Raw genomic sequence first — 19029 nt, forward strand, 5'->3', positions numbered from 1 at the left:
GTTTTGATCGGTGCCACGATGCCGCTTTATGATAGTGGACTTCGTGCCGCCCAGCTTAAGAGTGCTGAATCGACACGCAATGCCGCGACTGAAACGTTCCGTAAGGTTCAGCTTGATGCGGTTGCAGAAATCGTTCTTGCATCCAATCTTCTTAAAACGTCTCTGGCTGCTAACAAAGCTGCGGGTGTTCTGGTTCAGACGTCTGCCACAGCATATGATGCAGCGCTTGAATCTTATAAGAATGGGCTAGGCACGATTACGATTGTCAATGAAGCCAACAATGCATTGCTTGATGCAAAGCTGGCGCACACGGATGCTCACGCTGCCTCACTAATTGCGGCTGCGAATCTGGCTTTTTTCACCGGAGCTTTGACATCAAGTTCAAGCGCAGGTGCGAGCTTGCCGGGAGTTTCAGCAGGGCAATGAAGACTGTCTAAAGGCGGGGTGAAATGGCAAAATACTGGGTAGCAGCAGGAATTATTCTGCTTTTTGCGATTGCCGCCTTTGTGTTCTGGTTTCTGATACGACACAAAAAAGGCTGGTCGAGAAACATTTTAGCTCATCTGACATTCGTTGCTGCGATGTTTGGACTTATTATGACGTTCAGGCAAGTCGCTTACATGCTGCTTGTTGATTATAAGATAACGGCGATTACGCCCGAAGTAATCAACACGGTATCGACTTTCGTTATGGCATTGATTGCCATGCAGCAGCTATTCCAGTTGATTAATCGCCTCACGCACAGTCAGATTGCACGTGGAAATGATGTGACTTCTGCGCGTATGGTTGCCCGTATTTTAAAGCTGGCGCTATTTCTCTTCATTATGCTGCTTTTTGGCGAGCAATTTGGGATTGGCCTATCCGGCTTACTTGCTTTTGGCGGTATCGGTGGTATCGCGATTGGTGTTGCCGGAAAAGATGTACTCAGTAACCTCTTCTCTGGGGTGATGCTTTATTTCGATCGGCCGTTTAGCATCGGTGACTGGATAAGTTCGCCTGATCGAAACATTGAAGGTACAGTTGTTGAGATCGGCTGGCGGCTGACAAAGATTAAGACCTTTGATAATCGCCCGCTTTATGTGCCTAATGCCGCATTTTCTACCATCAGCGTTGAAAATCCGGGGCGCATGACCAACCGGCGCATCAGTACGACGATTGGCTTGCGTTATGAAGACGGCGATAAAGTTTCTGGCGTTATTGACGACATAAGATCAATGCTCAAAGCCAATGAAAAGATCGATCAGACACAAAGTCTGCTGATATATTTTAATGAGTTCGCAGATTCCTCACTCAACATCATGGTCTATTGCTTCACAAAAACAACCATTTGGGCGGATTGGCTTGAAGCGCAGCAAGAGGTTTATCTCAAGATTATCGAGATTGTGCATGCTCATGGAGCAGATTTCGCGTTCTCGTCTGAAACTCTTTACATTCAGCCGGATAAAGCCGCCGAACAGAAGCCAGTTGAAGCATAATCATTTTAAAGCAGTCTGTTGAGCTTCAATACTCACTTCCTTTCTAAGGCTTTGGCTCAGCAGTTGTGAGAAGGGAGGCGATAAAGAGAACATTTTTGGAAATGTTTGGAAAAGCTACTCCAACTGCATCATGCCGTAGGTAAAGCTATCTGATTATGCTGCTTCCCGCAAAAGTGTAGCAAAAGCCTCGGCTGGTGTCTTAAATCCAAGACACTTGCGCGGCGTTGCATTGAGATCATGGGCGAGGGCGGTCAACTGCGCCTGGCTAACTTGTGTCAGGTCCGTGTTGCTGGGCAAATACCGTCGGATGCGCTTGTTGATGTTCTCAATCGCACCTTTTTGCCATGGTGAGTTTGGATCACAGAACCATGTTTGAGATCCTATCCCATTCTGTAGATAGGACCACTCTGTAAACTCAGTACCACGATCAAAGGTGATTGATCGGCGGGCCGTTTGGGGCAGGAGTTGGAGTACCCTAATCACCCCATCCATCACTGGTCGGGACTGACGATCATTGTTGCGTAGCAACACAGTAAAGCGGCTTACCCGCTCGACCAGAGACGTCACATTGGCTTTGCCGAACCTCTTGCGAAACTGGATGAGGTCGCACTCCCAGTGTCCGAACTGCTTGCGCCTGGCAACTATATCCGGGCGGTGTAAGATGCTGAGTTCTGGTGGAAAGCGGCGCCCATGATGACGCCGGGCATGGCGTGGGCGTCGTTTGGCACGACGTTCCGGCAGATACTTCCAAAGCCCTTCTTGGCGTCCGTCGGTGGAATACACAAACTGATAGATCGTTTCATGACTGACAGAGATGGGATGCCGCTCCAACCGCATTCTCCCGGCAATCTGTTGCGGTGACCACCCATCGCTGATGTGCTGGATCACGGACTGCCGGAGATGATCATAACGAATAAGTTTTCGTTGCTTCGAGCGACGCTCACGGCATTTCTGGTCAGCAATCGTACAATAATAGCCGTTTAAATCCTCGATCTCATCATCGGTAAACTGATTGCGTTTGAGTTCACGAAAAATGGTCGAGCGATGCCTTCCAAGCCTCTCAGCAATAACGTCAACCGAAAGCTTTGCAGTGCGCCAGCGCGCTATTCTGCGGCGTTCATCCAAATCAATATGCGAATAGGTGCGGTCCATGACAGGTTCCTTGCATTGGATAACTCATTGTTATCATTTGCAAGTCGCACTTCAAGCTAGAACCCACCCCGGCTACATATCCAAATCAGATAATGTAAATTATGGAACTATAAGTTTTGATCGTAACTGAGCTACGCTAGCGAATTCCCGAAAGAGCGCTGACATGGTTACAGTGCATTATTACGCGGCGGCCAATTTAATTGCACCGGCGACCCATTCATTCAGGCTCTTGCCGGCAGCAGCAGCAGCGGCGACGGCTGCGGCATGGTCGGTTGGGTCGATGCGTACATTAAAGCGCCCTGAAAACTGGCGATGCGGCTCAATGCCTTTTTCTTTACAAAGCTCAAAAAACACTTCAAGCGATTTGCGGCCTTCTTCGACCAAATCCTGCACATTGTTGGCGTAAAAATCAGCGCCGCCAATCATACCGATAAACTCACCACGAAACATCTCAATGTCAGGATCAAAGGTGATAACAGCCTTTTCTCCAATAATTTCCATAACATTTCTCATGGTTTTACTCCGTTTTCTTCGAGCCACTTTCTAACGCTGGCTACCGCACCCTTGTCAGTGTCCGGTGAAGGATGTGGTCTATGAAACACCCTGATTTCACCAAAGAGATAGACGCCTATGCGCGAACCTTCGCGTTCACTCACTTCCGCACCCAGTGCAATAAACAGAGCTTCAATCTCACTCCATTTAATCGAACCGCTGACAGGTCGAACGAATATCAGTTCCAATGTTGTTCGATGCCGCTTTTTCATGAGGGTTAGTACCATGAATTGGTACCACATTCAAGGATTTTAATACTAGGTGCCTTCAAGCAAACTCCTATTAAAAAAACCCCGCTTCATGATCGCAGTACCACCAGTTACTGCAGATTGTTCAGCCATTATAAAGAATTAGTCTACAGGATTCTCTACCTCGTCATTCTCAGCGATTGTAACAAAGGCTGTGATGACGCGGGGTGGTGGTATTCAGACAGAACCGTCCGTTCGGCTTTCTGTTTAGCCGCTATGACCGCAAATGCTTTCTGTTTGTCTTGGTTTTCTGCGACCGCCGCTTCAATTGCCGGGCAGACGATGACTGATAGATAGTTTCTCCAGCATTGCCAAGCTATTGAGCTCGCAGGCTGTGCACATCAAAACGCAATGATATCGCCGGGGCGCGTTTATCTACTGATAGGATATTGCTCTCCACGTGAAATCATCGCCTACCGAGTAATACTTCTTAAATCGACTTCGACTTTCGCGGTAAGAAGATAATGTTTCAAGAGTAGTCTTCGATCAGTTCTTCATCAAGAATCTGACGAACAGTCTTATCTGATACTTTTCCCGAAAGACCTTCTTCGACGCGAGTTTCAACCATCGCTTTTAATTCTTGCCAAGCCTTATCGGCCTCGATGTCTCCTGGAAACAACCGTTCTAAAGCATATTGTTTAATGGTTTTTTCTTGCAAAGCGGCAAGAGTTTTCACGCTCTGATGCCGCTTATCGGATATATCAATCGTAAGGCGGCTCATGGGCAATTTCCATATATTTTTACAAATCCAGATTAGCACACTTGTGCAAAAAACACTATGGCGCGAATTTTGAGACGTCGATCCAGAATGTTCAAATCAATTAGCCTGAAAAATTAATAAAGCACATCAAAGTCGAAGATGCGCAGAAGCAGAAAAGAATGAGTTACGGAGGCAACGCTGGCTCAACCAACCGGAGTATAACCGCGTTTCAATTTTTGGCGATGTAAGCGATCAAGTGCAGAGCAAGCCTCATGCGCATTCTCAAATGATTGGCATTTTGATTGACCCAAACTGCCTATGCGTCCCCAGTTACGTGATAGCACCCAGACGCCAAAAAGATCGGGCTCCACAGACAAACCATAAAAACGGGCCATGTTCTGTGATGGATCTCGTCGCTGCAAATCGACGTGCCTTGAAACTGAGTGGTTCATGCAAAGGAATGTGATTCATCGCTGATATAATATCCAATGAATGTTTTGAATCATTCGGCGCCAATGGATTCAAAATAGTGTTGTATTGACGTCGGTGGCATATGCGCCATCTGGAATTTTATATCGCATATGCAGAATAGGACGGCTCAGTTCGCGAACAACAATTTCTTCGTAAATAATACATGGCTGCAAGCAGCATGAGTTTGACTTGCGCATTTGGATGGGCAACAGGCAGATCACATTTGTTACGCAACTGATCTTATTTTTGAATCCATTCGATGTTTCTGCGCTTGCATCTTGCTCACCTTTCCGCATAACGTCTTTGTTGAGGCAGAACGCATCTGCCTTGGGGCGTGGAAACCTCATACTTGCGGTTTTGTGCTGGCCGTTACAGCACTGACTCTTTGACCTTATGGTCGGGGAGCCTGTGGCGTATGCAACAGGCCTCCGGCTAAAGGCCACAGGGATCGTCAAGTACGATTTTCCAACTCCCCGATCACCAAGGGGTCAATGAGCATATGAAGCGGGGGCGTCCCGCAGATGCTCCTGGAAACCGGCTTTAAGACACGCCCTATTCGGCATTTCCAAAGCTTGCGTTTTCTACCCCTTTCGTCTCGGCGGGAGGATAGAATGAATATTTGCATGCCATCACAAAGAGCGGAAATTCATTGCATTACTGCGCTTTTCGAAAATGTCTTTTTAAATCCAGAATACCTGACACCACCACGAGAAAAATGTCACGGCAGCCATCATCCCGACCAATCTTATTATTCGTGCGCAAACGAAATCTGTAACTCATATAATCGGCCAGGGTCGTCAGATATCCGCTCAAACCGTTCAATCTATTCGCCAGACGCGAGGCTTTACTATTATTCACAGAATGCCCTTACGATCACCGGGGACAACGCCCGATGAGATATCAAAGCGTCGGCGAGATTGGTTGTTACTTAAAGCTTTCCCGGTTCCGCGCGTTGTCAACTGGCATGAAACTGGGTGTGGCGTGGTATCTTGCAAATATCAAAGCAACGGATTTTTGCACGCGCTTGCAGGACCTGAATGTCTATATGCAAGGCGCTCCTCCCCTCCAGAATACTGGTTAGGGCCGCAGTAAAACGCACCCAGTCATTTAGTAGTCCCAAAATTCTAAACGGTTGTCGAGAATACCGATCGACCGATCGGTTTCGTGCGTTCTTTTGAGCACTATTCAGACAGCCATTTGCCCGAATATTTCTATGAGGTCATGATGACGATACAAAAATACATAGCCCGCTTCCTTGTCACTTTGACATTGCTCCTCGGCGTCAGTGTTACGCCTGGAATTGCGCAAAATTTTGATGAATTAAAACTGGTATTGAAAGAGGGCTTTAAACCGCTGTCACTACCGCTCCAAACGGATTGGGGATCAATCAGCACTTTCGACCTTCCAAAAAGGTCGGCAAATTCCTTGAGCCCGCGAGATGAGTACTTCAGACGCCATAAAATCAAGATTGAACGACCTGCCGATCCGCTCGACACATTTGGTTTTAAAAATTATATGATGAGCAAAGACGGCACACAGGCGTGCCGGTATCTTGTAGAGCTGATGAAATACACCACCTGCCCACCGCTCAAAGCTGCATTCGTCAACCCACAAAACATCACTGAATTCATCGTCGTGTCAGATGAAATTCGCTCGGGCTATATTTCTAAAACGCTCATCGAGAAAACTCTGTTACCAGGTGCCCTGAAACAACTCGAGGAAACGGCAAGTCAGCAATCGGATGAAGACGGTGTCGTCAAAACTGCCGCGCTCATTGAGCCACCATATTTTGAGCTACCGAGGTATAACCCGCAGATCGTCTATACAATGCAAATGACGTTCCGCAATAATGCTGAAACAGCGCGTTATTATAATCAGAGCGTCTTTGTTCTCACTAGAAATGGCTATCTCGGAGTCAATCTTTTCAACACCAAATTTATGGATAAAAAGCTTTTGCTGCAGTTCATTGACAATCTCATAAAAGTTGCCGAACCCAATCGTTATGCCAGTGCTTCAGTCTTTGATTTTAACAAAGCCGATATAACCGCGGAAGATTTCCTGATGTTTGAGTGATGCTGCTTATCGCGTCAGTATCAAATCGATCATTGGATGCGGTCATCCACAGCATCACGACACGTGACATTTCCAGCTCATCGCCGCTCGCAAAGCACAGCAAGTGAAGCGACACCTTTGAGCATATTCCAACACGACCAGGACGTTTTGATATGATCATTACAGAAGACATCAAAGTTGGCAGCGGTGTTTATCACTTCATGGCCATCACCGGAGCAATTGTTGCTACAGATCAGCGTAGCGATACACATGTGAGCGGCCAAACCAATGTCAGTGTCAATGACGGTCGCGGCAGTGGCTCTCATTCAATATCCTCATCTGTGAACGTGGTGCGTGATGTGTGGTTCAAACAAGAAAATGGGGAAGAGCATCACGTTCGCATCCACCGTGATATGCCCATGCGACCGGGTCATCTGGTCGCCTTAATTGCGGTTGGTGGGCGCTGCATTGAGGGAAATGCGGATACTGAATTGGTCTTCTTCAACAAGGATGCCAACAACAAAACAATATTGAGCGGCACAGCAATCCATAAACGCGTTAACATCCTTTATTGGCTGGGTTGTTTTGTACCAATCGCATTGGCGATCTTCGTTGCCTGGAGCATGTTTATTGGGGTGCCGGTGAACAAGTTCGGTTTGTTCGTGACAATCTTTGGCGGAGGTTTCCTCACCAATCGCGTTTGTAATTACATTCGCCGCCGTCGATTTGACGCCATGCTCAAAGCAAGTGAAGCTTTCATCCAAAGCGTGCGCATACGCATGGAGGCAAATAAATAGCATGAAAGCATGACGGGATCATTTATATCACTTTCAAAAAGTCGCCACGCCAAGCGCTCCAACAGCTCTCCCGGCAATCAAAGGCCGAACTAATCGCGGTCGACCTGTGCTTGGCGCGTGGCGGGCTTTTAGTCGGCCGCCGACATGCCAACAATCTTATTAATGCCGTCAGGAATGCACTTGGGGAGATCGCGTCGAATTAGACGTAGAGCTGCTCGATTATTGTTCAATGTCGCGACGCCCAATCCCGACAAGAGAGGAGACGATCCGGCACGCCAGACCTATCTCACAGGTCTCCCCGTGCCCCCCATTTTCACGATCTAATACTACCCCTGCCCCAATATGGCCAACGATTTATGATTGTATTAGTTTTTATTCTTACGACTTCTCGGGGACAAAGCTACCTCTGTCGCGGTATCTAAGTAAATAATTAACATCATCCCAATCGGGATGATTTATCACATAAGCAAATGAACAATGCGAGAAAAGAACCGATCAGGATCTTTGACCGAGGTATGAATTACTGTTTAGCGCCCCACGCAACCCATCGTAAAGGGTATCTCATTCGCCGTCATCAAAGATAGAACAGCAAGAAAGGCGTTATCTTCGTCAAAATGTCATTTCTTAAAAGAATCAATATTCATAAATGGATCGGAGGAAATAATTTCTTCTGAAGGCAGAAGTTCATGAAGCTTCAAGACTGAAAGTAAGATTGCCTGTGAACCGGTTGCTACACGAAGATCAATATCACTCTCAACGAGACCGGAGAAAATGGTATTTGAATAAAGAGCGCGTGAAAGAGCAACGTTCATGCGCGCAATCCCCATTTCATCCTCCAGACCGTTAATACGGGACGGCGTTTTCCCGCCGGAGGTCAAAGACGCACCGATTGAAACAAACACATGATCCGCTTCTTTGCCCTGAATATCTTCCGGCAAGCCGGCAAATTTCAATCGTGCAGCGTGCTCCGCCCCCATGCATTCAAAAATGGCCGACAACTGCTTTTTGCTAAACGCAACGACAGCCGCAGATCCCCCTTGATCAAGTGCGGCAATAGCCGCATTGGAAACTGCGCGCGCCTCGGCCATCACGACACCATTGATCTTTTTGGACATCGGCACATAGCGCATGCCAGACAAGCGTTTGCCATGTTGAATAGTCTGAACAGCGGAATCGTACCTAAAGATACTGGGCCAAGCCATAAGATCAGCATTCTGCGCGCGGTAATTGCGCATCAGAATAACTTTTGGAATACCAGACCTTTCAGCCCAATCCAAAACAGATCCTTCTTTAGCAATCTGGAAGATATCGCCAACAACAAGAAGAGCGACTTCCGGATCTAAGAATTCATCTCGCATCTCAATAAGAGAGGCTTCATCGATAATCGTTATATGATGACCTTCTCTTTCAAAGGACTTCGTTCTTCGAACAGGCGCACCATCACGGCGCTTGACGATCATATGATCATCAAAACGGTCAATAGAGACATCAATACCGTTCTCTTTCTTAGCCATAGCCGTGCGAAGATTATTCTCAATCACATCAAGAGAACCGCCGCCGCCAATAACCTTAACGGTCGCGCCCGAATAAGTCATTGATGACATAAAGAGGGTAATCATCGTCGTCTTGCCGGAACCAGGACCACCAGCAAGAACAACTGGTGAGCCAGAAATCAACGTCTCTAAAACATTAACATAAGCGTTCGACGGATAAGAAAGACCCTGACCTCTGCGAATATCAAATTTTTCAACACGAATAGTATTATCCGTTATGACGCGACTATCCACAGGCAAAGGTGGACGTTTAGCCTTTAAAATCTCCGGAAATATTTTCGCGCGGCTTTCATCGTATCTCTTTGGATAAACAGGATCTCGAACAACATATTTCGCAATCAATGAGCCGCTCGATGAATAAGCAACACGATGTGAATCAAGAGAAATCACATTCGGGCGATTCATCCAGTTTTTAGTTGCATAATCACGATTGCGATTAAACTTATCGAGATCAACAGAAAGCCTCTCTGGCATAGAATTTACATAAAAATCAGCATTCTTCGGATCTATACCAGACTTATAGAAGTGCAAACGAATAGCCGCGTCAATAAAGTCCGGTTCAGCCATTTTGGCAACCAGACTATAAAAATCAGCATTATCAACGCCGTCACCCACAAGGGCGCCGTCGTCAACAAATTTGTTGCGCACTTCAATTCCCGCAGCTTTGCGGACTGAAACCAGCTCATTTGGCTTGGAAACAACCATTTCCTCACTGTCGCTGGAAACGATATCTCTGCGGACAATCTCTCCTGCCTCAAGAACCTCGGCGTCTTTCAGGACAAGCCTTTCAACGCCGTCAACAATCTCGGTCGCAAAAAGATCGGCAAAAGCTGCCTGCACTCCCGAGATCAAATTGACCTTAGGCGGATTGATCTTCAGCCATGCAAATCCCTTCTGAATAAAGGCATAACGATCATTAAACTGGTCAACATAAGCACGCAAATCATCGATTGAAGAACGCAATTTGGAGCGATGCTTCACCAAACGATGGCCGACATATTTCTGATATTGCTTAGACGTTCCGCTAAATGTCCAAGGATAAGACGTTGTGTAAAGGCTTCCTGGCATACGCTGGGAAAGCTTCTTCACACCCTTATGCGACTTGTTCCAATCACCAATCTGAGTATGTGCTTCAGACGTAAGAGCACGGACAGAATACAGGTCAGACTTTGCCTTGTCAAAGCGAGAAATGCGCGCAGACAAAATCCGCTGGATCACTCCGTATGAGCGATCGAGACGGCGCTGCATCTCTCTTCTGGAGGCCGTCGAGTAAGCCCTTGAGGGCTCAACATCAACGGCACGATTGACCAAAGGCATGCGTCCTACCGCGCTCCAACAACGAATTTCGCAATCATTAAATAGCCAAAATGCGGGAATTTCAGGGCCCAAATTCGGGTTATTTATGGACAAAATACAATAATAGGATACCAAAATCAACCCGGATTGAGTTCAGATTGGTCCAAAACGCATCTCGTCGATTTAAAGAATATCCAAGTAGAGTTAAAAAAGCAATGGATTTATGTATAAAAATTAAAAAGCGGATAGGGAGAGTTTTTATCGAAATGGAATCAGCGGAAAGAATTATCTTTTGGAAAATTTCCGCATCAAAAAAAAATTTCGAAAAGCTATCCGTTTTTTTAAAAATTTCTATTAATGACCTAAGATAAGTTTTTTTACTTATATTTTTACGAATTCTGCTTCAATTTCCGGAATATTTTTTGAAAACGGAAAATCTTACAAGAATATCATAGCTTTCAGCACAGGGCTCTTATGGCCAAAAGAAAGGGCTTCATGAGAAATACTGCGCGGAGCGCAAAGAAAGCCCGGAAAAGTGGGTTTTTGGCCGTTTAAGAGCATAAGTAAAGAGCTCAGTAAACCTCGCAATAAGGGTATCTGTTTTTGATCCATATACTTCGAAAAACGGGATCAAAAAACGGACCTAAAATTAGGTCGATTTAAGAGAAATTGGGATATGTGAGGTGTGTTTTTACCCAATTTCGGAGGGCTCAATACCGCAAAAGTGCCGCTGCGTGGCACTTTAGCTGAATTTCGAAGGGCTGAATAACGCCAATCTGATGCAAGGCTCAGATTGGCGAGAATGACAGGGCTCAATACCGCAAAAGTGGCGCTGCGAGCCACTTTTGCTATTCGTATTTCGGCCCATGAGGAGCTTATTAGTCTGCGTTTTTGGGCGGTTTCTCACCACAAAAACACGCTATCGCGTGGCAGACAAGTACTTACAATTTTAGAGGCTGGCGAAAATTCGCCATTTTTATACTTTGCAAGGATAGACCGGTTGGGTGAGGCTTAGCCTGTTCAACGCAGACTGCCAAGCATCTGTTTACGGGCGAATGCATGTTGGCGACTGAGAGTACTTACTTTAACGTGCGGCAAGCGAGCGATGTGTAAGCTCCTTACAAGCATTTACGATTTGGCGGCATAGTGAAATAGGATTTCCCCGCCTTCATAATTTTGAAAGTGTTGGCTTTTGAAGTGGCTATAGCTGCCGATCCGCCCCCGTTTCGTGTGCCAACCCACATGCCGGAAATATCTGATTGCATGCAGATTTGTTCAAAGCGGAATATGTTTCGAGTTTATGATATTTTTAAAGGCTGATCTGAAACCGGGCATTTTACATAAGGCGCAGTTGGCAAAACGAAGGCGTAAACATCTTACGAACAATTTCAGTTTTTTGCGAGCGATTCAGATTTGTGCCGATTGGCCGTCAAGCCAATTGGGATGTTGCTGAATGAAGCAGCTTATTGATTGAATGATTGATTGGTCGGGACACGTGTTGGTTTGGCGACGGACAGGATTTGCGAGTTGGTTTATTTTTGAAGAGTCGATCTGCGATCTCTTAATAGTTAGATTTCCCGAAAAAAGAAAAGATTGGCGCGCTCAAGAGATTGTCAAAGCGCGCAGTCATTAATTGGTTTGAGTGAGAGGTTTTGCGGTTTCAGCCTTGCTGAGGCCAAGGCATTTGCTCGTCCAAAATTATAAGGAATTATGAAATGCGAATAATTGGAATGTTTGATCAGCGGGGCAATAGCATCGTGGGTCAAATGGAACTGATCGGGCACACGATCGATCTTGTATTCTGGCCGCGTGAAAAGAAAAGCGAATTCAGCCCGGATTACGATATTTATAAAAAGAGCTTTATCGTTGGATCTGCCTGGCGACGAAAGACGCTCGATACAGAGCAGAATTATCTCTCCGTTAAATTCGATGATCCGACTTTTGTCGCACCATTTTATGCGCGGCTGCTCGATAAGGATGCAGACGGCAAATTTGCTCTCATCTGGCAGCGTCCGAAAGCCACGCCTGTTTAAACCGTTCCGGTATTCACTGATATCACCATTGTCATCCGCATGCGTGCGTCTGACCATCTGTCGATAATATTTCCATTCATCGACTGCTCTGAGGCAACAAGGCCATTAACTCCGCCGCCTGAATGAATCAGGCCGCAGGCTATTCCGCCTCCCCTTCCAAGAAGATTGATCGCGCAATCCACCTAATCCTGTCTGGAGCAGACATGCTTCCAGCGTGCTTTCGCGCGCGGTTCGTCAGCACTCACATCAACAACAAAACAAACCAAGAAATAGAAAGACCGAAATTTATGCCTACTGAAAATAAAACTATCCAGATCACCATTTCCTTTGATGCTGGCAATGAGCCGCAATCCGCAAACATGCGCATCCAACTCGGGGAAGCAAGCCTCGTGCTGCCGCTCGCCCCTGGGCTTCGCTTTGAGGGTGAAAAACCACTGAGCATCAGCCTGTCCTTCCCCAACCATTTTATTCTCAATCAGGAAACAATCGATGCAAGCGTTTCGTCAAAATCAGCAATCACCGAAGAAACATCACACACGAAAGCCTCTGAGAACAAAGCAGACAAAAAGCAATTGCTTCTACCGTCTGCCCGTTCACAGACAGCTTCATCAAAATACCAAACACAATGGCCAGTCATCGGCGGTGATGACCTCATCCTCGACACGGCCGATATTCTGAGTTCAAACGCATTCGCGGAGAAATTCAGTCCCGGCATAAAGCGAGACATTTATATCGCTGGCTGCCCTGGTCTCAAGGATCTCAAAAAGCAGCTCAGCATTCCGATCTTCAAAATCGGCGAATGCGGCGAAGGCCGAATTGCTGATCGTATCAAGCAGCAGAGCAAAGACCAGTATGGATCTTATTATCAGATCGATGGTGACTGGCCGGTGCAGGATGAAGGCTATGATGAATATTCAGCTCTTCAGATCTATCTGCCAGAGACCCTTCACGAGAATAGCCCGGTTCGTGCTTTAACGCGCGGTCTGTCGGTCACACTCCCCCAGGGCATGAGCCGACAGCAGTTCAGCTCTGGCTTTCAAAAGCGGCTTGCGTCCTGCAGCTGGCTCAAATGGCGTAACACCGAAGATGCCATTGGGCATTTTGAGCGCAAGAATATCAATCAGGATATTATTGATCGTTACACCGATTATGGCATTGGCGGTCGAACGGACATGACCCAGGCCGTTGAGCTTTACTGCATCCGCAATGAAAACCCCGACGACTGCAAGCGGCTCATCGCAATCATTGAGAATGTCATTCTCGCACATATGGGTTTGATTTAAACAAACAGACAGGCGACAGATAGATTTCTGCCGCCTGTCGTTTACAACCGGATGGCGTTGCAATGATGTTTAATAAATTTGCGGCCACCTTATTGCCGCACCACTGGTGGAGCACAGATAGCCCTTCATTGAGCCGTAGAAGTCGCTCAGAGGGCGATTTAACGTTCGTATGCCGAATTTATCAGTCGTGCATCAATGTCGCGCCAGCGGGCAAAATAGGCGAAATCGATCGGAGTGCCAATACGACCACGGCTCAAAGAAGAGGCTGCCGAAATTGAGCAGTTGAAATCCTGATGCTGCCTTCGTCGTGTACCAATCGAATAATATTGTTGTAATGATTAATGGAAACACAGGTTAATAATGAAACCGCAACTGAGCAATTTCCAAACTCTGAGAATTGCCCGTTCCACTGACACGATAGACCATTCGGTCTTCCTGAGAGATGCGACGCGACCACCAGCCAGTTAAATCGCCTTTTAATGGTTCAGGTTTACCAGTTCCCTGAAATGGTGTTCTCTGACACTGTTTGATCAGTTCATTGATACGGTCGCGCATCTTATTGTTGGTATTTACCCAGTACAAATAATCTTCCCAAGCTTGTTCCGAAAAAACAAGCCTCACTTGATCAACTCACGTTCTTCGCCGTTTCCAGCATCGAGCTCAGCGATAGAAGTGCGCAAACGCGCAGCGTTGTGCGGCGTTGACAAGAGGTGAAGCGTTTCATTTACCGCGTTCCATGTTTCCAAGGAAACCACAACAACGGACTCACCATTCTTACGTGTCACGACGACTTCCTGTTTGTCATTGATTGCGCGGTCCATCACGTTTTTCAGTTGAGCACGCGCGTCCGAGTAAGTCATTACATCCATGACAGCAATCCTTTCGTGTTGCACCAAATACGTACAATATATGGTACAATTTAAGCCAGACTTCAAGCGCGTCAAAAGCTGCATTGACAACGTCACCTGGGGGTATTGGACTTGTCCCGTTTTATTTCCGCCTCTTTATCTCTTTTCGGCGGCTTTTTGCTCGAATTGAGCGGGCGACATTCCTCCAAGTGTCGAATATCTTCTGTGTAGATTGTAAAATCCGTTGATGTATTTGAACGGGGCATCTGTCAGCTGTTTACGTGTTTGCCACGTATGTCGCCAAATCAGCTCCGCCTTGAGTGTTTTGAAGAATGTTTCTGAGACAGCATTATCCCAGCAATTTCCTTTTCCACTCATTGAGACCCGGAATTCGAGCTGCCTTAACCGTTTCTGATAGTCATGAGCACAATATTGACTGGTGTTGTCACGTTAAGTTTATTTGGCCGGAAAGGTCAGCGGCTCGTAGATATTCAGGCGACACCGGCCGCAATTTTCCATGCGTCGAAGGCCTCGAGGCGATGGTATCGAATTGTTTGTGCGGCTCGGCGACGGGACGGAATTGAAAAGCAATTGCGGGTAGCTGAGTACATGGAGACGAACCGTTGCAACATGCCTGGTGATCGGTGGCCTTGCATGGTTCGTTCCCGTTTTCGAAACGACAGATGGCTATTCTCGGCACGATTATTGAGGCCCTTGTGCGACCAATGCTCAAGGCCGGGTGCCACTTCTGCTTTTGCTGCACTGTACGAGCGGAGCTTATCAGTGATGATCCGTTTGGGAGCGAAGCCATAGCGCTTCATTAACGCCACGAGCATTCGCTTTGCTGCCCCTTTATCTCGCCGCTTCTGCAAGATTTCTTCGAGAACGATGCCGTTTTGATCCACCGTACGCCAGAGCCAGAATTTCTTTCCAGAGCATTGGACGACCACTTCGTCCAAATACCAAATATCGCCAGGGCGCGCCTGACGACGCCGCAAGTTGTGTGCGATCTGAGGTCCAAACTTGGCGATCCAACGACGAACTGTTTCGTATGAAACGTCGATACCACGCTCAAGCAGCATTTCCTCAACCTCACGCAGACTAAGGTTAAACTGTAGGTAAAGCCAAACCGCGTGTGAAATGATCTGCGGTGTAAAACGGTGACGCTTGAAGATGATATCTGACGACTGCATCGTCAAAATTTACGCCCAACCCGTCAGTCAGGCAAATGCAGCCCTGTTAACGTGACAACACCCGTGCGCCCCATCCGAGTACGTGGGGCAAATCCGGTAGGATGTTTCTGATTTTGAGTTGGAGACAGAGTTTACTTTACCAGCCACGTTTGTATTTGGTTTATTTTTGGTAGCAGGTGGATTTAGCGGCTGGCTGCTGATTGAGCGTCAGAAAACTGATGATTATCGTTTGCTTGCTTGAATAGAAATGTGGATCGCAAAAAGCCCTGAAGTTTGAAATCAGGGCTTTATTTATTTGATCGGATATCTCGAAATATTCGCCGACCGTTACGCGGCAGGCTTGCGGCCGAGGCCTAATTTAAGCGCGATCTTTGAGCGTTCTTTTGAGTATCCTGGTGCAACCATGGGGTAATCGTGCGGAAGAGAGAAGTGCGCACGGTATTCATCCGGAGTGAAACCATGTGAGGTGCCAATATGACGCTTTATAGACTTAAACGATTTCCCGCAGCAAAGGCATGTAATCTGCTTATCGCTAACCGATTTCTTTACACTTACAAACGGCTTTGGCGCTTCAACGGCAGGTACTTCTTCAGCTTTGATATTAAGCGTGCTGTTTTGCAAGCTTGCGATAGCTGTGTGAACAGATTTGATGGTTTCAATAAGATCGTCAGGTCGCACTGCGTTATTTGACACCCATGCTGACACGATCTTAGCCGTAAGTTCTGCGGTATTGAAATCAGAGTTTTCTATTGAAATGGAATCCGACATTTTTAATGCCCTTTTTATGATTGTAATAATTTTCTATATAAGCCAAATTTTTCAACATGCAATATAATTAAAATAAAAATCGTCGGCCTATTGTCGCATGCGTTAGTTTAAAAGATATTATTGCGTATAAATGAAATAGATAGATGGTCTCTTGATGAATACTATTAATATCGGTTGTCATAATTGGGATTTAACGTACCAAAATATAGATATGATGATAACGAATTCGATATTACCTATCTCTGAAGGACAAACATTTATAAATATTTCATCGGATTTTTTATAAATTCGGAATGTCAAACATATAATTTAAATATCGATTTTGAAACAAGGAGATAATCATGAAAAAGATTGCGATATAAGGACGATTTTACGTCGAGCCAGATGAAGAAAAAAGGAGCCACCTAAAGATGGCTTCATATATAGATTACTAATGGCCTTATTTTGGAACGATACACGGGGTTCAAAATGAAGACCTTTGCTTTCTCACTGGCATTCTCTGCAATCCTGTTCTCATCAGCTTTCGCTTCGTTGCGCTACACCGTGGCGGGATCCTCCAACCAAATACGACAATTGGAATACGATCTATCGACGCTTTCGGCGCTGGAGCGAAGTGCGGGTCAGGGAGGCATTTTCAGTTAGCCTTGCCGAAATCATGGCTGACAATGGCCACTACAGCATCGATAGCACCACGGTTCGTGCCCATATTTCGACAGCGGGCGGAAATGGGGGGTTCATCGACGTGCTCTTAGCCGCTCACGGGGCGGGTTCACCAGTAAACTTCACCGTCTGGCTGATGCCAGAGGAAGATCGCTCGCCTTCCACTGAACGGTTGGCTAGACGGCAGATTGCAAGGCTTATGACAAACTGATCAGCGTACCCGAGCAAGCGCCAAAGGCGCTCTTTGCTGATAAGGGCTACGATGCGGATGCCATTCGTAATGAACTTGCCAGCTGCACTATCGAACCCGTCATTGCTGGCAGAGCAAACCGTCGCGTGAAGCTTGAATATGATCGCACGCTGTAAAAACAGCGTAACTTACTCGAAACGATGTTTGATCGACCGAAAATCAACCGCGCCATTGCCATCCGACCAATTTGCCGGGAGCTTTATCAGCATGGTTCATATTGCTACCGAAAGATACTGGCTCAAATTCGTCCACGCTGCCTGGGTAAGGCAGATGAACTATTAGATTTTTCCATGCAAATAAGTTTGATGTCAATAAATGAAAAACCCACTGCTCTCTTCCCGGAAAACAGCAGGCTTCTTTGTTACATCTTATATTTAGGAGATACAGAGATGTGTTAGTATCTTCAAAAATATTGATATCGATGTCAATAAAGAAGCCCGCTAACAACGGGCGCGCAACGAGTGGGTTATTCATAAATGTTTTTAAGGCAGGTCTATGAATAGGAGAATTTTCGATAAAATTAACGTCTGTTGATTTCCATCCAGAATTAATGGTGTGGGGGGCGGACGAAAACCTGGACTTTTAGCGAGTTAGTTCCTGTATTCCTACGAAGACTGGATTTGAGCAGGAAAATGACAATTAGACTGTCGGTGTGATCAGCAAGGCGTTGCTTGCGGAGTGCTTCCTGATGAAGGTGGAAGACCGAGACACCGTTCACCGCAGGGCGACAAAGCTTGTTCGAGGTGTATGAAAAAAGCGCTCTATCTGGCATTTTTTGTTTATTATTCTTTAATCATAATAAAACGCCAATCGATTAAATGCCCCTATTGCATTAGGTGTGGCTTATTTACTACAGACTTTTTAGCGTGGTGGCCTATTTTGATCTCTAGAGTTTTTCTAATGGGCTTGGAGAGATTAAAATGAAAATTAAAGCGATCTTGTTTGCTTCGGCAGCTATCTTTGCAGGTGTTTCGGCAGCGAATGCAGCTGACGCCATCGTTTATGACGAACCAGCACCGGTTGTTTCTGCACCTGTGTTCTCTTGGACTGGTGGTTATCTCGGCGGTCAGGTTGGTTGGGGTTGGGCGAAGTCCACCTTCGATCTTAACGGCTACAATGTCGGCCACATGAAGCCAGATGGTTTCCTTGGCGGTCTTTACGCGGGTTATAACTTCGACCTCGGCAACAATGTTGTTCTGGGTCTTGATGGTGATGTAACCTTCAACAATCAGAAAGACAGCATTTCTGAGACCTTCACTAATGGCGTAGACACCCTGACACTCGGCGCTGAAAGCAAGCTTCGCACTTCCGGTGCGGTTCGTGCGCGTGCAGGTTATGCATTTGATCGTTGGCTTCCATACGTTGCCGCAGGTGTTGCGATTGGCAGCGTGAAGAATACCGTATCAGCTTCGGGCGTTATCGACGGTGATGCTTTTGATGTTTCAGAATCCAAAAGCAAGACTCACGTTGGCTGGACTGCTGGCGCTGGCGTAGATTACGCTGCAACTGATAACGTCATTCTGCGTCTCGAATACCGTTACAGCGACTACGGCAAAAAGAACTACTCTGTAGTAGACGACGTACTGACAGCTCGTAACAAGTTTAAAACCAACGAAGTTCGTCTCGGCGTTGCCTACAAGTTCTAATAACTGGTGACCTCCAGTTTAATTAAACCGTTCAGAGAAATCTGGACGGTTT

At 46.5% G+C, this 19029-nt stretch carries 17 protein-coding genes and 2 pseudogenes; 8 read left to right on the top strand and 11 right to left on the bottom strand.

Going from position 1 to position 19029, the window contains the following annotated elements; all coding sequences use genetic code 11:
- Both J2782_RS16085 and J2782_RS16090 read left to right on the top strand, forming a co-directional pair.
- Positions 1 to 426 (top strand): TolC family protein (locus J2782_RS16085; protein WP_310014425.1); only part of this gene is annotated, 426 nt, incomplete at its 5' end.
- Positions 427 to 449: 23 nt separating this feature from the next.
- Positions 450 to 1475, top strand: a complete 1026-nt coding sequence (locus tag J2782_RS16090; RefSeq protein WP_310014427.1) for a mechanosensitive ion channel family protein — start codon at positions 450 to 452, stop codon at positions 1473 to 1475.
- Positions 1476 to 1628: 153 nt separating this feature from the next.
- Here J2782_RS16090 and J2782_RS16095 read toward each other — a convergent pair whose 3' ends face one another.
- The 5 genes from J2782_RS16095 to J2782_RS16115 all read right to left on the bottom strand — a co-directional run bounded on the left by J2782_RS16095 (position 1629) and on the right by J2782_RS16115 (position 4579).
- Entirely contained in the window at positions 1629 to 2627 is a 999-nt protein-coding gene (locus J2782_RS16095; RefSeq protein WP_310014430.1) for an IS30 family transposase, read from the bottom strand.
- 180 nt (positions 2628 to 2807) lie between these two features.
- Positions 2808 to 3128 (bottom strand): type II toxin-antitoxin system HicB family antitoxin, encoded by a 321-nt coding sequence (locus J2782_RS16100; RefSeq protein WP_310014431.1) that lies wholly within the window; start codon positions 3126 to 3128, stop codon positions 2808 to 2810.
- An 8-nt stretch (positions 3129 to 3136) separates the two neighbouring features.
- Positions 3137 to 3391 carry a type II toxin-antitoxin system HicA family toxin gene (locus J2782_RS16105; RefSeq protein WP_310014433.1) on the bottom strand — a complete coding sequence of 85 codons (255 nt, stop codon included), beginning with the start codon at positions 3389 to 3391 and terminating at the stop codon, positions 3137 to 3139.
- Between the two features lie 505 nt (positions 3392 to 3896).
- Positions 3897 to 4148 carry an antitoxin gene (locus J2782_RS16110; RefSeq protein ID WP_310014436.1) on the bottom strand — a complete coding sequence of 84 codons (252 nt, stop codon included), beginning with the start codon at positions 4146 to 4148 and terminating at the stop codon, positions 3897 to 3899.
- Between the two features lie 182 nt (positions 4149 to 4330).
- Positions 4331 to 4579 (bottom strand): WGR domain-containing protein, encoded by a 249-nt coding sequence (locus J2782_RS16115; RefSeq protein ID WP_310014438.1) that lies wholly within the window; start codon positions 4577 to 4579, stop codon positions 4331 to 4333.
- A 1240-nt stretch (positions 4580 to 5819) separates the two neighbouring features.
- Here J2782_RS16115 and J2782_RS16120 point away from each other — a divergent pair.
- Both J2782_RS16120 and J2782_RS16125 read left to right on the top strand, forming a co-directional pair.
- Positions 5820 to 6671: a hypothetical protein gene (locus tag J2782_RS16120; protein WP_310014440.1), complete on the top strand. Its 852-nt coding sequence runs from the start codon at positions 5820 to 5822 to the stop codon at positions 6669 to 6671.
- A 152-nt stretch (positions 6672 to 6823) separates the two neighbouring features.
- On the top strand, positions 6824 to 7447 hold the full coding sequence (locus tag J2782_RS16125; RefSeq protein WP_310014442.1) for a hypothetical protein: 624 nt from the start codon (positions 6824 to 6826) through the stop codon (positions 7445 to 7447).
- Positions 7448 to 8064: 617 nt separating this feature from the next.
- Here J2782_RS16125 and J2782_RS16130 read toward each other — a convergent pair.
- Complete coding sequence (locus J2782_RS16130) at positions 8065 to 10431, bottom strand: AAA family ATPase (protein WP_310014445.1); 2367 nt, start codon at positions 10429 to 10431, stop codon at positions 8065 to 8067.
- 1580 nt (positions 10432 to 12011) lie between these two features.
- Here J2782_RS16130 and J2782_RS16135 point away from each other — a divergent pair.
- Positions 12012 to 12329, top strand: coding sequence for a DUF736 domain-containing protein (locus tag J2782_RS16135; RefSeq protein ID WP_310014447.1), 318 nt, complete (start codon positions 12012 to 12014; stop codon positions 12327 to 12329).
- Between the two features lie 287 nt (positions 12330 to 12616).
- Positions 12617 to 13612 (top strand): hypothetical protein, encoded by a 996-nt coding sequence (locus J2782_RS16140; RefSeq protein ID WP_310014450.1) that lies wholly within the window; start codon positions 12617 to 12619, stop codon positions 13610 to 13612.
- 354 nt (positions 13613 to 13966) lie between these two features.
- On the opposite strand, the gene J2782_RS16145 is transcribed toward J2782_RS16140, so the two are convergent.
- The 5 genes and pseudogenes from J2782_RS16145 to J2782_RS16165 all read right to left on the bottom strand — a co-directional run bounded on the left by J2782_RS16145 (position 13967) and on the right by J2782_RS16165 (position 16421).
- Positions 13967 to 14233: a Txe/YoeB family addiction module toxin gene (locus J2782_RS16145; RefSeq protein WP_310014452.1), complete on the bottom strand. Its 267-nt coding sequence runs from the start codon at positions 14231 to 14233 to the stop codon at positions 13967 to 13969.
- Entirely contained in the window at positions 14230 to 14481 is a 252-nt protein-coding gene (locus J2782_RS16150) for a type II toxin-antitoxin system Phd/YefM family antitoxin (RefSeq protein ID WP_310014455.1), read from the bottom strand. The genes J2782_RS16145 and J2782_RS16150 overlap by 4 nt, the downstream gene beginning before the upstream one ends.
- Before the next feature lie 135 nt (positions 14482 to 14616).
- Positions 14617 to 14907 (bottom strand): annotated as a pseudogene (locus tag J2782_RS16155) (IS3 family transposase); the annotation flags it as partial.
- Between the two features lie 44 nt (positions 14908 to 14951).
- On the bottom strand, positions 14952 to 15653 hold the full coding sequence (locus tag J2782_RS16160; RefSeq protein ID WP_310014775.1) for an IS6 family transposase: 702 nt from the start codon (positions 15651 to 15653) through the stop codon (positions 14952 to 14954).
- A 327-nt stretch (positions 15654 to 15980) separates the two neighbouring features.
- Positions 15981 to 16421 (bottom strand): Ros/MucR family transcriptional regulator, encoded by a 441-nt coding sequence (locus tag J2782_RS16165; RefSeq protein ID WP_310014456.1) that lies wholly within the window; start codon positions 16419 to 16421, stop codon positions 15981 to 15983.
- Positions 16422 to 16947: 526 nt separating this feature from the next.
- On the opposite strand from J2782_RS16165, the pseudogene J2782_RS22965 reads away from it, so the two are divergent.
- Both J2782_RS22965 and J2782_RS16180 read left to right on the top strand, forming a co-directional pair.
- Positions 16948 to 17613: pseudogene (locus J2782_RS22965) on the top strand (IS5 family transposase); the annotation flags it as partial.
- Positions 17614 to 18251: 638 nt separating this feature from the next.
- On the top strand, positions 18252 to 18977 hold the full coding sequence (locus tag J2782_RS16180; RefSeq protein WP_310014462.1) for an outer membrane protein: 726 nt from the start codon (positions 18252 to 18254) through the stop codon (positions 18975 to 18977).
- The last annotated feature ends 52 nt before the right edge of the window (positions 18978 to 19029 follow it).

The organism is Brucella pseudogrignonensis (genome assembly GCF_031454375.1).
In the GTDB taxonomy this organism is placed as follows: domain Bacteria; phylum Pseudomonadota; class Alphaproteobacteria; order Rhizobiales; family Rhizobiaceae; genus Brucella; species Brucella pseudogrignonensis_A.